The sequence below is a fragment of the Gordonia asplenii genome (assembly GCF_012933505.1).
Taxonomy (GTDB): Bacteria; Actinomycetota; Actinomycetes; order Mycobacteriales; family Mycobacteriaceae; genus Gordonia; species Gordonia asplenii.
On the sequence record NZ_JABBNB010000028.1, the window covers coordinates 17,076 to 32,733 of the forward strand.

Annotated in this window: 16 protein-coding genes; 10 read left to right on the forward strand and 6 right to left on the reverse strand. The window is 67.0% G+C overall.

The window, feature by feature from the left end; genetic code table 11:
- Positions 1–57: 57 nt before the first annotated feature.
- Both HH308_RS21900 and HH308_RS21905 read right to left on the reverse strand, forming a co-directional pair.
- Positions 58–606 (reverse strand): TetR/AcrR family transcriptional regulator, encoded by a 549-nt coding sequence (locus tag HH308_RS21900; RefSeq protein ID WP_170196377.1) that lies wholly within the window; start codon positions 604–606, stop codon positions 58–60.
- Positions 603–1,862 (reverse strand): cytochrome P450, encoded by a 1,260-nt coding sequence (locus HH308_RS21905; protein WP_170196378.1) that lies wholly within the window; start codon positions 1,860–1,862, stop codon positions 603–605. Before HH308_RS21905 ends, HH308_RS21900 begins: the two co-directional genes overlap by 4 nt.
- 88 nt (positions 1,863–1,950) lie before the next feature.
- On the opposite strand from HH308_RS21905, the gene mshA reads away from it, so the two are divergent.
- Both mshA and HH308_RS21915 read left to right on the forward strand, forming a co-directional pair.
- Positions 1,951–3,279 carry a D-inositol-3-phosphate glycosyltransferase gene (mshA, locus tag HH308_RS21910; protein ID WP_170196379.1) on the forward strand — a complete coding sequence of 443 codons (1,329 nt, stop codon included), beginning with the start codon at positions 1,951–1,953 and terminating at the stop codon, positions 3,277–3,279.
- Positions 3,280–3,315: 36 nt separating this feature from the next.
- Positions 3,316–3,861, forward strand: coding sequence for a type III secretion system chaperone family protein (locus HH308_RS21915; protein WP_170196380.1), 546 nt, complete (start codon positions 3,316–3,318; stop codon positions 3,859–3,861).
- Between the two features lie 105 nt (positions 3,862–3,966).
- On the opposite strand, the gene HH308_RS21920 is transcribed toward HH308_RS21915, so the two are convergent.
- Both HH308_RS21920 and HH308_RS21925 read right to left on the reverse strand, forming a co-directional pair.
- Positions 3,967–4,803: a universal stress protein gene (locus HH308_RS21920; protein ID WP_170196381.1), complete on the reverse strand. Its 837-nt coding sequence runs from the start codon at positions 4,801–4,803 to the stop codon at positions 3,967–3,969.
- Positions 4,804–5,150: 347 nt separating this feature from the next.
- On the reverse strand, positions 5,151–5,579 hold the full coding sequence (locus tag HH308_RS21925) for a MarR family winged helix-turn-helix transcriptional regulator (protein WP_170196382.1): 429 nt from the start codon (positions 5,577–5,579) through the stop codon (positions 5,151–5,153).
- A 66-nt stretch (positions 5,580–5,645) separates the two neighbouring features.
- Between HH308_RS21925 and HH308_RS21930 the strand changes: the two genes are divergently transcribed.
- From HH308_RS21930 to HH308_RS21945, 4 genes are all read left to right on the forward strand, one after another.
- Positions 5,646–6,392 carry a phosphoglyceromutase gene (locus HH308_RS21930; RefSeq protein ID WP_170196383.1) on the forward strand — a complete coding sequence of 249 codons (747 nt, stop codon included), beginning with the start codon at positions 5,646–5,648 and terminating at the stop codon, positions 6,390–6,392.
- 52 nt (positions 6,393–6,444) lie between these two features.
- Entirely contained in the window at positions 6,445–6,768 is a 324-nt protein-coding gene (locus HH308_RS21935) for a GNAT family N-acetyltransferase (RefSeq protein WP_170196384.1), read from the forward strand.
- A gap of 148 nt (positions 6,769–6,916) precedes the next feature.
- Positions 6,917–8,278 (forward strand): sensor histidine kinase, encoded by a 1,362-nt coding sequence (locus HH308_RS21940; RefSeq protein ID WP_170196385.1) that lies wholly within the window; start codon positions 6,917–6,919, stop codon positions 8,276–8,278.
- On the forward strand, positions 8,275–8,964 hold the full coding sequence (locus HH308_RS21945) for a winged helix-turn-helix domain-containing protein (protein ID WP_170196386.1): 690 nt from the start codon (positions 8,275–8,277) through the stop codon (positions 8,962–8,964). Before HH308_RS21940 ends, HH308_RS21945 begins: the two co-directional genes overlap by 4 nt.
- Positions 8,965–10,115: 1,151 nt before the next feature.
- Here the strand turns inward: HH308_RS21945 and HH308_RS21950 are convergent.
- Both HH308_RS21950 and HH308_RS21955 read right to left on the reverse strand, forming a co-directional pair.
- Entirely contained in the window at positions 10,116–10,571 is a 456-nt protein-coding gene (locus HH308_RS21950; RefSeq protein ID WP_170196387.1) for a GNAT family N-acetyltransferase, read from the reverse strand.
- Positions 10,571–11,416, reverse strand: coding sequence for a DUF3109 family protein (locus HH308_RS21955; RefSeq protein WP_170196388.1), 846 nt, complete (start codon positions 11,414–11,416; stop codon positions 10,571–10,573). Before HH308_RS21955 ends, HH308_RS21950 begins: the two co-directional genes overlap by 1 nt.
- Positions 11,417–11,515: 99 nt before the next feature.
- Here HH308_RS21955 and HH308_RS21960 point away from each other — a divergent pair, with 99 nt between their 5' ends.
- The 4 genes from HH308_RS21960 to HH308_RS21975 are packed head-to-tail and all read left to right on the forward strand — an operon-like array spanning position 11,516 to position 15,654.
- Positions 11,516–12,466 carry a Ppx/GppA phosphatase family protein gene (locus HH308_RS21960; RefSeq protein WP_312870796.1) on the forward strand — a complete coding sequence of 317 codons (951 nt, stop codon included), beginning with the start codon at positions 11,516–11,518 and terminating at the stop codon, positions 12,464–12,466.
- Positions 12,466–13,917, forward strand: coding sequence for an Rv0497 family membrane protein (locus tag HH308_RS21965; RefSeq protein ID WP_170196389.1), 1,452 nt, complete (start codon positions 12,466–12,468; stop codon positions 13,915–13,917). The genes HH308_RS21960 and HH308_RS21965 overlap by 1 nt, the downstream gene beginning before the upstream one ends.
- Positions 13,914–14,786: a sugar phosphate isomerase/epimerase family protein gene (locus tag HH308_RS21970; protein ID WP_170196390.1), complete on the forward strand. Its 873-nt coding sequence runs from the start codon at positions 13,914–13,916 to the stop codon at positions 14,784–14,786. Before HH308_RS21965 ends, HH308_RS21970 begins: the two co-directional genes overlap by 4 nt.
- 31 nt (positions 14,787–14,817) lie before the next feature.
- A complete protein-coding gene (locus HH308_RS21975) occupies positions 14,818–15,654 on the forward strand; it encodes a thioesterase family protein (protein WP_170196391.1) in 837 nt (278 codons plus the stop codon).
- The last annotated feature ends 4 nt before the right edge of the window (positions 15,655–15,658 follow it).

Consider the following 15,658-nt stretch of genomic DNA (forward strand, 5'->3'; position numbering starts at 1 on the left):
GATAATCGTTACCGACAACTCTAGAGGAACTCCGGGACGGCACAAATCGTCGCGGACTTATATGACCGGCAGCACGAATCTGCGCAGCAGCTGCTCCTCCACCTGTGGCGACTCCGCGGGTCGCGCGAGCAGTGACACGATCACCCGGACGAGCCATTGCGCGCGCAATGCGGCGGAGTCGTCGGGCGAGCTCGACGATCCACGCAGAAACTGCACGACGATCCGTTCGATCGTCGGCGACAACAACGCGAGGTCGGTGGCAGTGCCCGCGACGTCCGGGGTGAACCACGCCGACAGCGCGGGGTTGGCACGTACCCCGGCCAGGGCCGTGGTGATGCCGACCAGGATGGGATCGTCGGCGTCGCCGACGGCCGCGATCACCGCCCGCGCGACCTGTCCCGACGCACGCTCCACATACGCGGCGTGCAGCGCTTCGCGGCTCGGGAAATAGCGATACAGCGTCGCGCGCGAGCAGCCCGCCACGCCGGCGACCTGCCGCATCGTCACTGCGCCGACGCCGTCGCTGACGAAGAGTTGTTCGGCGACGTCGAGGATCCGGTTGGCGGCGAGTTCGGCACGCCCGCCGATCCAGTCGGGTGCGGTCATCGCGGATCGGGGACGGGGTAGAACGGGACGTGGGCGGGGCGTCGAACGTAGTTCCCGTCGGCCCACTCGATGCCGGCGGCGTCGACGGCGAAGTCGGGGTAGCGGGAGAGCAATTCGGTCAGCGCGACCCGCGCCTGCATGCGGGCGGCCGCGGCGCCGAGGCAGTGATGGTTGCCGTGGCTGAAGGTCATGATGTTGCGTGGACGCCGGGTGACGTCGAGGTGCGCGGCGTCGTCGCCGAACCACGCTTCGTCGCGGTTGGCCGAGCCGTAACAGAGCAATACTCTGCTGCCGGCGGGGATCGTCACGGTCCCGGCCGGGGTGTTGCGGTACTCGACGTCGCGGGTGGTGGTGCGCGCGAGGCCCTGAACGGGGGACGTCAGGCGCAGGAGTTCGTCGACGGCGTCGGGGATGAGGTCCGGGTCGTCGACCAATGCCCGACGCTGCTCGGGATGGGCGTGCAGCAATTCGACGCTGCCGCCGAGCATGCCGGTGGTGGTGTCGTTGCCGCCCGCGACCATGGTGAACGTGAACGCCAGGATCGACAGCAGTCCCGACGGGTCGGCGGGATCGTCGGCGAGGCCGGCGGAGACGAGCTGGGAGACGGTGTCGTCGCCGGGCTCGGTTTTGCGGAGACTGATGAGTTCGGTGAAGTAGGTCAGCAGCTGCATCGTCGCATCGCCGGCCGACGTGATGGCCGCGGCCATGCCACCGGTGCCCGACGTCGCGCCGACGATGGACTGCGTCCAGGCATCGAAGCGACCCCAATCTTGTTCTGGCACACCGAGGTAGTGTGCGACGACCATCGACGGCAGTGGCTTGAACAGTTCTCCGACGATGTCGACGGGGCCGTCGTGCGGCAGGGCGTCGAGGTGTTCGACGACGAAGGCTCGGACTTTCGGTTCGATCTCACCGACCTGCCGCGGGGTGAAGCCGCGGGCGACGAGTTTGCGGAACTGAGTGTGTCGGGGCGGGTCGAGCATCACCATCGGCGGGTTGTCGGCCATGCCGATCGCCTCGATCTCGCCGCGGGTGACGGTCAGACCCTGCGCGGAGGAGAAGGTCGCCGGGTCGTCAGCGGCGGCGAGGACGTCGGCGTGGCGGGTGAGGACCCAGAAATCGTCTTGCTCGGGGGTTGCTGCCACGTGATGTACCGGGTCGTGAGCTCGCAGTGCGGCGTACATCGGGTAGGGATCGCGCCACGTCTGCGCGGATCGGAGGGTGTATCCGACGTCGTGCAACAGATCAGAGGTCATGTATGGATAATGAGACACTTCTGTTGAAGTGTCAATGCTCGGTCGGATGCGGTCACCACGATGATCCGTTGCTGACTAATCTGGACTCATGTCCTTTCCCGCTCGGCCGCGTCGCGTCGCACTGATCTCGGTGCATACCTCTCCGCTGGCGCAGCCGGGCATCGGCGACGCGGGCGGGATGAACGTCTACGTGGCGCAGACCGCGCAACGTCTGGCGCGGCGCGGCATCGAAGTGGAGATCTTCACCCGCGCGACGTCGTCGGCCCAGCCGCAGATCGAACGTCCGCTGCCCGGGGTGACTGTGCGCAACATCGCGGCCGGCCCGTACGAGGGGCTGGACAAGCGTGATCTGCCCGCTCAATTGTGTGCGTTCACCGCGGGGGTGCAACGCGCCGAGGCCACGCAGCGCCCCGGCTACTACGACCTGGTGCATTCGCACTACTGGCTGTCGGGTCAGGTGGGGTGGCTGGTCAGCGACCGCTGGGGCGTTCCCCTGGTGCACACCGCGCACACTCTCGCGGCGGTGAAGAATGCGTCGCTCGCCGAAGGTGACACCGCGGAACCGATGCTGCGGGTGATCGGCGAGCAGCAGGTCATCGACGAGGCCGACCGGCTCGTCGCCAACACCGATACCGAAGCGGCGCAACTGGTTTCGATGTACAACGCCGACCCGGCCCGCATCGACGTGGTGACCCCCGGGGCCGACCTCGACTGCTATTCACCAGGATCGCGCGCGGCGGCCCGCGCCGAGCTGGGCGTCGCCGACGATGAGACGGTGGTGACCTTCGTCGGGCGCATTCAGCCGTTGAAGGCGCCCGACGTGCTGATCGCAGCCGCCGCGCCGATCATCGCCGCCGCCGACCGCGGCGAACGCTCCAAGGTACGCGTCCTCGTCGTCGGCGGACCGTCGGGCAGCGGCCTCGACCGACCGACCGCGCTGATAGATCTCGCGGCGCAGCTGGGTATCTCCGACGCCGTGACCTTCCTGCCGCCGCAGCCGCCGTCGAAGCTGACGCAGGTCTACCGGGCGTCGGACATCGTCGCCGTCCCGAGCTACTCGGAGAGTTTCGGGCTCGTCGCCATCGAGGCGCAGGCCTGCGGCATCCCGGTGATCGCCGCCGACGTCGGGGGGCTGGGGGTGGCCGTCGACAACGGGCGGACCGGTCTGTTGGTGGCGGGCCATGCGATCGGAGACTGGACCAACGCACTGGAGAAGCTGATCGATCAGCCCGCGGAGCGTGCGGGGATGGGTCGCGCGGCCAGCGCGCACGCCCAACAGTTCTCCTGGGAGCACACCGCGGACCAACTGCTGGAGAGTTACTCGCGGGCCCTGCGCAGCTTCACCGCGTCGGTAGGCTCGGGCGAGCGCGGGCATCGCAGGTGGCGACGACGTCGGCTCAGCCGGGCCGGCGTGTGACCATGGTCGACGAATCTGATTGGGAGACAAGGTGATATGACGTCGACGATTGAGACCGTGATCGCGATACTCGATGAGCGGGAGATCGAGTACACGCGCAAAGGATCGGGCGGCGGCAAGGCCGAGCACGTGGTGCTCGAATTGCCGGGCGAACGAAAACTGTCCACGACCGTGCTGCTGACCGGCGGCGCGCACGGGGTGCGCGTCGAGGCGTTCGTCTGCCGTCATCCCGACGAGAACTTCGAAGGCGTCTTCCGCTACCTGCTCAAACGCAACCGGCGGCTGTACGGGGTGGCCTACACCGTCGACAACATCGGCGACATCTACCTCGTCGGGCAGATCTCCGACGATACCCTGAGCGGCAACGAGCTCGACCGGGTGCTCGGACAGGTCCTCGAAGCCGCCGACGGCGACTTCAATCCGCTGCTGGAGTTGGGTTTTCACACCTCCATCCAACGCGAATGGGCGTGGCGCTCGTCGCGCGGCGAGCCGCTGCACAATCTGCTTGCCTTCGAGCACCTCATCGACAAGGAGTCGATGCCCGCTGAAGGTGAGCCGGTGCCCGAGCGGTACCGATCGTGACCGCTGGATGTGCCGGCCGTGGGGGCCGCGCCTCAGCGGAAATCTGCAGAATAGTGGGTTTTGAGAGCGGGCTGCTTTAACTGCAGACTTCTGCGAAACCGTGGATCACGGTGCCTGCTCGTATTCGACGACGGCGATCGGACTGTTCGCGCGCCGCTGCATCGCCCGCGCAACCGAACTGATCCACCGAGTTCGACTGTGCCGCAGTCGTGGCCGGGTCACCACCTGCAACGACGCGTCGGGCACGGCGTCGGCCAGTGTGCGATGCGGTTCGCCGGGGATGAGTTGCAGGGTGGTCGGGCAATCTGGATATCGCCTGCGCCACGGGGTGAGCAGGGCATCGGCGCGGGCATAGGTGGATTCGACGTCGGCGAGCGACAGGTCATCGGGTATCGCGCAGACCACCGCGACGGCGCGGTGGGTGAGTTCGGCGCGATCGAATGCCACCTCGAAGGCCCGCTGCGACGGCGCGTCGACGTCGATCGCCAATGCGATGGGACCGTGCGGTGTTACATGTCCGAACGGTACGGTCACCACTGGGCAGTGTGAGAGCCCCGACAGTGTGCAGCTGATCGAAGTGCTGGTCAGCCGCTCCGCCCAGCCGGGGCGGTGGTGGCCGAGGATCAGTGCATCGACTTCGGTGGAGACTTTGACGAGGAGCGGCACCGCGGGGTCTGACGAGAGCAGTGTCGAAAGATGCAGATCGGGGAAGGTGAGGCGCAAATCGTCGGCGAGCGATTCGACGCGGCGGCGGGCGACGTCGTGCGCGACGTCGAGACGGTAGCCGGGCAGGGAACCGACGAACAGCGGCGGCGCAAAACCGTGGACCAGGATCATCGGCCAGCCGTGGTGCTCGGCCATCGTCGCCGCCCAGCGTGCAGCCGCGGCGGATTCGTCGGAATAGTCGATTCCGACGGCGATAGTCAAAGGGCCAGAACGCATTTGATGTCCCCTTCGAGGTGGGGCGGGTCTCTTGTCGATTGTAAGCCGATATGTTGCGTTGTGCAACTAATGCGTGTATGGGCGAGTGCTGCTCGACGTCGGGGCCGATGGCAATGTGGCGAAGCTTCGTGGTGGGAGGGGGATGACTCGGTCCGATTGTGAAAGCCGCACGCCTGCAGGGTGTCTCGGGTCGAGTCCTGCAGGGTGTCTCGGGTTGAGTAGGGTTCTTCGTCTCGCCTAACCCCTCGTTACACCGAAGCTCGTGCCTCGCTTCGGCACTCGGGGAGCGGGGTGGAGTTCGTGCCTCGCTTTGGTATGTCGGGGAGCGGATGGTTACGTCGAGTCGCCTACACCTCGTCCGCGGCGAGTTTCTGGAGCAAGCGGGTCAGTGTTCGGATTTCGTCGGGATCCCATCGGGTCAGTCGATCGCGCCACTCGGCCAGCGCCGACGTCGCCACGGTCGCCATCCGTTCGTGGCCGTGGTCGGTCAGCGTGACCAGCCGCACCCGACCGTCGTCGGGGGCGATCTGCCGTTCGACCAGGCCGAGTCGGACCACGGCGTCGATCTGTCGGGTCAGCGTGGACTTCTCGATGTCGAGCTTGGCGACCATCTCCGACATCGACAGTTTGTCGTGGGTGGTCAGCACGATTAGGAGCGGGTAGCAGGCCGGATCGAGCTTGGGATCGATCGCGTGGGCACGATTGCGCATACGTGCGCGGCCGCGGCGCCAGATGTCGGCGAGTTCGGCTTCGAGTTCGGCGATCGGATCGTCCATGGATCCATTGTGGCCAAGCCCGGTGTCCGGGCGCGATGAGACCCGCCGTGTGAGAAACTCGTCCCCATGACCAACGGCACTTTGATCCTCATGCGGCACGGCGAAAGCGAATGGAATGCGTCGAATCAGTTCACCGGCTGGGTGGATGTCGCGCTGACCGACAAAGGTAAGGCCGAAGCGGTCCGGGCGGGCGAGTTGCTCGTCGAGCACGATCTGCTGCCCGACGTCCTCTACACCTCGCTGCTGCGGCGCGCGATCTCGACGGCTCAGATCGCGCTCGACACCGCTGACCGACACTGGATCCCGGTCGTCCGCGACTGGCGGCTCAACGAGCGTCACTACGGCGCGCTGCAGGGACTCAACAAGGCCGAGACCAAGCAGAAGTACGGCAACGAGCAGTTCATGTTGTGGCGCCGCAGCTACGACACTCCGCCGCCCCCAATCGATCCCGCCGGTGAGTACAGCCAGACCGACGACCCGCGCTATGCGGATCTGCCCGAGGTTCCGTTGACGGAATGTCTCAAAGACGTTGTGACGCGGCTCATTCCGTACTTCGAATCCGACATCGCCGCAGATCTGCGCGCTGGCAAGACGGTTCTCGTTGCGGCACATGGTAATTCGCTGCGTGCGTTAGTGAAGTACCTGGACGGGATCTCCGACGCCGACATCGCCGAACTCAATATCCCCACCGGAAACCCGTTGCGCTACGACCTCGACGACGATCTCAAGCCGCTCAATCCCGGCGGCACCTACCTCGACCCGGAAGCGGCGGCCGAGGGTGCGGCCGCGGTGGCAGCGCAGGGCGGGAAATAGTCTCGCCCGTTCTCGCCGGTACTTTTCGTGTGACGCGCGCTACTCTGAATACATGGCAGAGATCGGGACTTTGCACGTCAAGCATTCACCTGGGCAAGAGCGGTACGAGGCTTACTTCGTCGATGAAGACGGCCTGCCGACCGATGAGCGGGTCGGCTATGTCGACTATGTCGCCGAGGTCGAACAGGTGGTGTTGACCCACACTGTCGTTCCGGAGCGATACGCCGGTCGCGGCATTGCGGGGCAGCTCGTGAAATTCGTCCTCGACGACGTTCGGGCTTCCGGCAAGAAGGTTGTTCCGGTGTGTTCTTACGTACGTAACTACATCGCGCGGCATCCGGAGTACGCCGACCTCGCGGCGCCCGTTCCGCAGTGAAGCGGCTCGTCGTAGCTCGGTGACCTGGGGAAATGCTTACCAGGAATTCGCCGGGTCGACGTCGACGCCGGCGGAACAGTTTGTGAACACTCGCCGAACAACGCTGCGAGCGGCGCTTGCCGCGGTGAACGGGCCGTAAGCTGCACTAGTGACCGTTGCTTGGGTGATTGCGGCGATCGCACCGGCTTTGTTGTTTGGTGTGCTCATCGGGTGGATGTTGTTCGGCCGCTCGCGTGGTGTTTCGGAGGTTGGCGTCGACACGGTGTCCGTGGCGACGAGTCCAGAGTCCGAGGCCGGTTCGGAATCGCCGACCTCGGTTCGTCAGTCCGCTGACACGATCGTCACCGAAACGGCCGACGGCCGCATGACTCGCGCCGCGATGCTGAATCTGATCGTCGCCGAGTCCGAGACGGCCGTCGCCGTCGTCGACGAATTCCGCGACGTCGTATTGCACAACGACCGTGCCGGCGACCTGGGGCTCGTGACCGACCATCTGCTCGCCGACGCGGTGTGGGAGTACGCCGAGCAAGTGGTGCGCACCGGTGAGGACGCGCGGTTCGAGTTCACGCCGCCACTGCTCAGCGGTGGTTTCGTCGCGACCGGCCGCGCACCCGGACGTCCGGTGGAAGCCGTGCGCTGCCTGATTCGGCTCGTCGAACAGAACACCGAACGCTACGCGGTGGTCTACGGCGCCGACGACTCGGAGAATCTGCGGGTGGAGGCGACCCGACGGGATTTCGTCGCGAATGTGTCCCATGAACTCAAAACGCCGGTCGGTGCCATCGGGCTGCTGACCGAGGCGCTGTTGGAGTCGGCCGACGACCCCGAGACCGTCGTGCACTTCGGTCGGCGGGTGGGAGCCGAGGCCACGCGCCTGGGCAATATGGTCACCGAGCTCATCGCATTGTCGCGGCTGCAGGGCGGCGAGACGTCGGCGTTCGAGTCGGTCGACGTCGACACGCTCGTCTCCGACGCCCTGGCCAGCGCGCAGATCAGCGCCGAAGCCGTCGGCATCACCCTGAGCACCGACGGGCCGTCGGAGCTGAGTGTGATCGGCGACCGGATGCTGCTGTTGACCGCGCTGAACAATCTGATCGCCAATGCGATCGCCTACTCGTCGCCGAACACCACGGTGTCCGTCAGCAGGCGGGTGACCTCGACGAATGACCGTCCGATGGTGGCGATCGCGGTCACCGACCGCGGCATCGGCATCGCGCCGGCAGACCAGCAGCGAGTCTTCGAGCGGTTCTTCCGCGTCGACAAGGCCCGCTCCCGGGTTACCGGCGGCACCGGCCTGGGCCTGGCGATCGTCAAACATGTCGCGGCCAACCACAACGGATCCATCGCTCTGTGGAGCAAACCGGGCACAGGTTCGACATTCACCTTGTCGGTGCCCCAAGACCTCGCCGGAACCACCGGCGGCCCGGACCCCTCCGGTGCGGAGGTCGGCGTCGAACGCCGATACGTTTCGGGATCCTCGCACGCACAAACAAAGGAACTCACTCGGTGACCCACGTTCTGATCGTCGAAGATGAGGAATCACTGGCCGATCCGCTGGCCTTCCTGCTGCGCAAGGAAGGTTTCGAGGCGAGCATCGTCAACGACGGTGGCCAGGCGCTGACGGCTTTCGACCGCATCAACCCCGACATCGTGTTGCTCGACCTGATGCTGCCCGGGATGTCGGGCACCGAGGTGTGCAAAGCGCTGCGGCAGCGGTCGTCGGTACCGGTCATCATGGTGACCGCCCGCGACACCGAGATAGACAAGGTGGTCGGGCTCGAACTCGGCGCCGACGACTACGTCACCAAACCGTATTCGGCCCGCGAGCTGATCGCCCGCATCCGCGCGGTACTGCGTCGCGGGGCCGACGCCGGGTTCGACGAAGACCTGTCGATCGGCGTGCTCGACGCCGGGCCGGTGCGGATGGATGTGGAGCGGCATACCGTGGTCGTCAACGGTGAGTCGATCACGTTGCCGCTCAAGGAATTCGACCTGCTCGAGTACCTCATGCGCAATGCGGGACGAGTCCTCACGCGCGGCCAGTTGATCGACCGCGTGTGGGGTGCCGACTACGTCGGCGACACCAAGACGCTCGACGTGCACGTCAAACGGCTGCGGTCGAAGATCGAGCCCGACCCGGGCAATCCGAAGCACCTCGTCACGGTGCGCGGGCTGGGGTACAAGCTGGAGGGGTAGTCGGGTTGGGGCGAGTCGCACTCCATCTGCTGGTTGAGCCGTGAGGAGCGCTAGCGCGCGCTAGCGCGCCGTGCTGAGCGAGGCGCTAGCCGAGTCGAAGTGACGAGCGAGTCGAAACCCCTGTACCACAATGCATTTGATGGTAGCGCACTTGTCGAACTGTGATGCAATCGAACATCGAGGCGCGTGCATCCGAAGGGGCACACGCGTCACTTGCCGGGTGTCATCGTCGATGTTGGCGCGGACCGTCGAAAGTCGTTGTGGCTGAGAGGTTTCGACACGGACTCGGCTAGCGCTACTTCGACTCGGCTAGCGTCTCGCTCAGCACGGCGCTCGTCCGGCTCAACCAGCAGAGCGGCGCTTCGGCCGGTGGATCCAGGCGCAATCGACGCTCAATCAGCGGTCTGGGTTGCGAGCCCCTCGTTACACCGACGCTCGTGCCTCACGTCGGCACTCGGGGAGCGGGGTGGGGCGGTCAGTTCCGGCGTAATCAGCGCGGGGTGGGGCGCTTGGTCCGGCTCGATCAGCGGGGTGCGTGCCCCTCGTTGCACCGACGCTCGTGCCTCGCGTCGGCACTCGGGGAGCGGGGTGGGGCGGTGAGTTCCGGCGTAATCAGCGCGGGGTGGGGCGCTGAGTTCCAGCTCAACCAGCGGGTTGCGTGGCCCCTCGTTACACCGGCGCTCGTGCCTCGCGTCGGCACTCGGGGAGCGGGGTGGGGCGCTTGGTCCGGCTCGATCGGCGGGGTGGGCGCTGAGTTCCGGCGTAATCAGCGGTATGGGGTGCGTGGCCCCTCGTTACACCGACGCTCGTGCCTCGCGTCGGCACTCGGGGAGCGGGGTGGGGCGCTCGGTCCGGCGTAATCAGCGCGGGGTGGGCGCTGAGTTCCGGCGTAATCAGCGGTATGGGTTGCGTGCCCCTCGTTACACCGACGCTCGTGCCTCGCGTCGGCACTCGGGGAGCGGGGTGGGGCGCTGAGTTCCGGCTCGATCAGCGCGGGGTGGGGCGCTCGGTCCGGCGCAATCGGCGGTCTGGGTTGCGTGGCCCCTCGTTACACCGACGCTCGTGCCTCGCGTCGGCATTCGGGGAGCGGGGCCGGGATGGGGTTCTCGCGCCAGCACTCGGGGAGCGGGGTGGTCGCTGCGTCCTGACTCCTACAATGTTTTGCGAAACCACAACTCCGCGTAGGGGTTGTCGTTGTACGGCGTCGTCTCGGCGTATCCGCACGAGCGGTACAGGGCGATCGCCTCGACGAGGCTCGCGTGAGTGTCGAGCACCACCGCCGTTCGGCCCGACGTCGCGATGAAATCTTCTGCGACACCGAGCAATCGGCGGGCCAGGCCGAGACCGCGAGCGGTCGGGTCGACCCACATCCGTTTGATTTCGGCGGTGCCGGCGTCGAGGAACCGGACCCCGACGATCCCGCGGGCCACCGCGTCGACGTAGGCGACGAACAGTTGTCCGTGCGGCGGCGTCAGGTCGGTCGGTGACACATTGGTGTCGAATCCGCCTGGAAAGCGTTGGCGCAGTTCGGCGATATACGACGCCAGGCAGACGCGGGCGTCGGCGTCGTCGACACTGCGGACGTCGACGACGATCTGCGCGGCCATCAGTTGCCGTCCTCGGTGATCAACTCGTATTTGCCGTCGACGCTCGCGTGGCTGCCCGCGGCGGCGGTAGCCGGATGAACGGCGATGAGTCCCAAGCCGTTTCGGCGTCGGCATGCCTTCGCCAGGACGTCGTAGGCCTTCTTGCCGATCAGCTCGGTCAACTCGGGGCCGTAAGACTCCCACACCTGCTTCGCGCCGACGTGCGCGTCCGGCGAACCGGAGCAGTACCAGGTGAGGTCATGGCCGCCCTCACCCCAGCCGCGGCGGTCGTATTCGGTGATGGTGGTCTGCAATACCTCGGTGCCGTCGGGGCGTTCGATCCACGCCTGCTCGCGGCGGACCGGAAGTTGCCAGCACACATCGGGTTTCACCGTCAGCGGTTCGAGACCCTTCCGCAGCGCCATCGAATGCAATGAGCAGCCCGGGCCGCCGGCGAAACCGGGTCGGTTGAGAAAGATGCAGGCGCCCTTGTGTTTTCGCGTCTTCAGCGCGGGCTCGTCGTCGAGGGCATCCTCGGTGAGGTAACCGCGCTTGCCGACCGGGTCTGCGCCGCTGCCCTTTTCGAAGAACTGCCAGTCGTCGGGCGTCAGCTGCGCGACGGCCGCGGCGAGCCGTTCGCGGTCCTCGGCGTCGGAGAGATAGGCGCCGTGGCTGCAGCAGCCGTCGTCGGGGCGGTCGCCGAGAATGCCCTGGCATGCCGGCGTGCCGAACACGCATGTCCAATGCGATAGCAGCCACGTGAGATCGGCGCGGATGATGTGTTCGTCGTTCGTCGGATCGGTGAACTCATACCACTCGCGCGGAAAGTCGAGGGGCACTTCGGCGCTGGGGGCGGAGCGGGGCACATCGACAACGGTAGACCGGGCATGCTGGATCGGTGAATCGGCAGCCAATTTCCGATACCGCGTAACGTGAGATTGCCATCACGCACTAAGTTTGTATTCGTGCGAATTGGAGTGCTCGACGTGGGCAGCAACACCGTTCATCTGTTGGTCGTCGACGCTCATCGCGGCGGACACCCCACCCCGATGTCGTCGACCAAGTCGGTGCTCCGGCTGGCCGAACACATCGACGCCGACGGTCGGCTGTCCGACGCCGCGGCCGCGCGGCTCGTCGAATCGGTGGGGGAGTTCACCCACATCGCGCGTACGTCGGGCTGCGAAGAGGTGACCGCGTTCGCGACCTCGGCGGTGCGCGATGCGACCAATAGCGATGCGGTGCTGGCCGCCGTGGCCGCCGAGACCGGCGTCGACATCGAGGTCCTCACCGGAACCGACGAGGCACGACTGACCTCGCTGGCCGTGCGCCGGTGGTACGGGTGGAGCGCCGGGCGGATCCTCGCCCTCGACATCGGCGGCGGCTCGCTGGAGATGTCCAACGGCGTCGACGAAGAGCCCGACGTCGCGCTGAGCCTGCCGCTCGGCGCCGGTCGGTTGACCCGTGAATGGCTGCCCGGCGATCCGCCGGATCGTCGTCGGATCGCGGTCTTGCGCGACTGGCTCGACGCCGAGCTCAAACCCGCGGCCAAACAACTCTCCGACCCGGGCGTGCCGGACCTGGCCGTCGGGTCGTCGAAGACCTTCCGCAGCCTGGCCCGGCTGACCGGAGCGGCGCCGTCGAACGCCGGGCCGCGAGTCAAGCGCAAGCTGACCGCGAGCGGTCTGCGTCAGCTGATCGCGTTCATCTCCCGAATGACCCGGGCCGACCGCGCCGACCTCGAAGGCGTCAGCTCCGACCGCGCCGGGCAACTCGTGGCGGGCGCGCTGGTTGCGGAGGCGGCCATGCGGGCCCTCGATGTCGATACACTGGAGGTCTGCCCATGGGCGCTTCGGGAGGGCGTCATCCTCCGTCGACTCGACCAGCAGCCGGTACTCGCGAATGGAGACACAGCTTAATGGCCCAGGATCCAGAATCACGACCGATCTCCGTGTCCGAACTCTTGGCGCGCAGCCGCCAGGAATCGGGTGAGGACACCTCGACGGCGCCGGAGTCGAGTTCGTTCGCAGCGCAGGGGCGACGCCGCAGCGGCCGCGACGGATCCATGTCGGTGGCCGAGCTGACCGGCGAGATCCCCAAGGTGACCGGGGCGGAGCCGTCCCCCGCCGCGGCCACGTCGACGGACGGCACCACCGGCGGCGCGCCGCGTTCGTCGAATCCGAGCGTCACCCGCAGCGAGTCGGCGTTCCCGCGGTCGTCGTCGCCCGCTCCGTCGTCGAGCGGCTCGGGACGCACCGCGAGCGGCATGCCCGGGATGGTCTCGCGAGCGGAACCCGCACTGGTGTCCCGGGAGCCCGCCGACGTCGCCGACGCGCAGACCGAGACGACGCTGCCGACCGTCGATGCCCCGGCGACCGCCGACTTCAACTCCACCGCCATCACCGGCATCATCCCCGTCGTCGAAGACGCGCCCGACGACGATGACCTCGACTTCGAGGCGTACCGCAACTTCGCCGACTACGAGACCGATGAACCCGGCGCGGGCACGGCGAAGAAAGACAAGCCCCGCAAGGAGCGGCGCGGACTGTTCGGTCGTAAGAAGGCCGATCGCAGTCGTGCATCCGTGGGCAAGGGACTCGACGCCGCACCTGTACCGAACGAGATCACCGCGCCGGAACCCGTCGTCGACGATGCGCCGAGCGATCCGCCGCCCGCGATCGCGCCCAGCGTCGTCGCGACCGACCCGACTCCGGCGATCGTGCCGAGCGTGCGTCGATCGGCGATTCCGGCGTCGCCGCAGGCAGATGACGCGGACACCGGCCCGGCGATAACCCCGCACGTCGTCGCACGTACTCCCGACGTCGCGCCGCACCGCCCGGAATCGTCGATCGAGGACACCGCGGAGATCAGCGTCGTGACGTCGGAACCGATGGTCCGGCCCGCCGTCACGCCGTCGGCGCCGGTGGAGCCCGCGGTGCCCGAACACGTCGTCGAACACGACAACGACGATTTCCAGGTCATCGACGACGCGCCCGCTGCGCCCGAACCGTCGCACGGCGTTCGTACGACGCTGCGCAAGGCGATCGTCGACGACACCGAAGCAGGCGACGTCCCCGACGAAGCGCCGCTGGCCGCGAAGCACTCACCGGTGATGCAATGGCTGCTGCTGATCGGTCAGACGATCGTCGGGCTGGCGGTCGGAGCCGCGCTGTTCTGGGGCTTCACCGAGCTGTGGAAATGGAATGTGATCTTCGCGCTGGTGCTCGCCGCGGTTGTGATCTTCGGCATCGTGACGCTCGTTCACGTGGTCCGACGCAGGCACGATCTGATCAGCACGCTGCTGGCGCTGGGCGTCGGACTGATCGTGACGATCGGTCCGCTGGTCTTACTGGCATCATCTTCTTCGTGACGCCGCGCGCAGAGATCCCCATCGGGCTGTCCACGGCTTCGGTGTACCCGCAGAACACCGAAGCGGCCTTCGCTTATGCAGCCGAACTCGGCTACGACGGCGTCGAACTGATGGTCTGGGGAGAAGCCGTCAGTCAGGACATCGCCCACGTCGAATACTTGTCGCAGCGCTATCAGGTACCGGTCCTCTCGGTGCATGCGCCGTGTCTGCTGATCTCCCAGCGAGTGTGGGGCCGCGACCCGGTGGTCAAACTGGCGCGTGCGGTGGCCGCGGCGGAAGATCTCGGCGCGCCGACCGTCGTCGTGCATCCGCCGTTTCGTTGGCAGCGCAATTACGTCGCGGCGTTCGACGACCTGGTACGCGAGCTCGAATCCGACAGCGGCATCGCCGTCGCCGTCGAGAACATGTTCCCGATGCGCGCCGACCGGCTCTTCGGCGCAGGCGCCCAGTCGGTGAAACGGCTCAACGCGCGCGGCGGGGGGCCGGGTGCGAGTGCTTCGGCGTTCGGTAAGTCGATCGACCCGACCGACGAAGGCTACGACAACTACACGCTGGATCTGTCGCACACGGCGACCGCGGGCGCCGACGCACTCGCGATGCTCGGCCGGATGGGCAGCGGTATGCAGCACCTTCATCTCACCGACGGGCACGGCGCCGCCACCGACGAACATCTCATCCCCGGCGACGGCAGTCAGCCGGTCGCCGAGGTCTGCCGCCGTCTCGCCGAGAGCGATTTCGACGGTGCCGTGGTGCTCGAAGTGACCACCAGCTCGGCGCGAACCAAACCAGAACGCGCCGAAATGCTCGCCCGGGCACTCGACTATGCGCGCACCCACCTGCGCCGCGAGCCGGCCGCGCAAATTCTCTGAACTGATCCGAACCCCGAAAAGGCAGGACCCGATGGCAACGCTGTTGTCCGCAATGCTCGATCTGGCTCGAGTCGACGCCCCCGACGGCGACGACACGACCGTGTACCGCACGACCGTCGACCCCACCTTCACCATCGGTCCCAAGGTGCACGGCGGCACGTTGCAGATGATCTCCGGGCGGGCCGCCTACCAGGCGTTCGTCGACGGCGGCGGTGACGCCGAGGTGCATCCGCTCGCGATCACCAGCGACTACCTCTACGCACCGGATCCCGCCGACGTCGAGCTGGTCACCCGTATCCGCAAGCGCGGTCGTACGGTGTCGGTCGTCGACGTCGAAGTTCGGCAGAACGACCGGATCGTCGTCACCAACTCGGTGGTGCTCGGACGCCTCGACCACGGTGAACCACGCTATTCGACGCCGACCCTGCCGCTGCGTGATCTGCCCGTCGAACCACCGTCGACCGGGGTCGTCGTGGGGCAATCGCCGATGGCCGACATCGTGCACGTGGCGAATGCCATCGAGTTCGTCATCGATCCGTCGACCTTCGGTCCGGCCGGCGGCGACACCTCGCGCCCGGTGATCTCCGGGTGGGTCCGCCCGCTCGACGGCGACCCCGACCTCGACTTCCTCACCCTCGTCTGCGACGTGTCGCCGCCCGTCGTGTTCAACCTCGGGCTCTTCGGCTGGGCGCCGACGGTCCAGTTGAGTACCTACCTGCGACGTCGACCGGCGCCCGGCTGGGTTCGCTTCCAGTCGTCGTCGACCGAGGTGGGGCAGGGCATGTTCGAGGAGGATCACCTCGTCATCGACTCGACCGGGGTCGTCGTGGCGCAGTCGCGGCAACTGGCACTGATCCCCAACGGCTGAACCA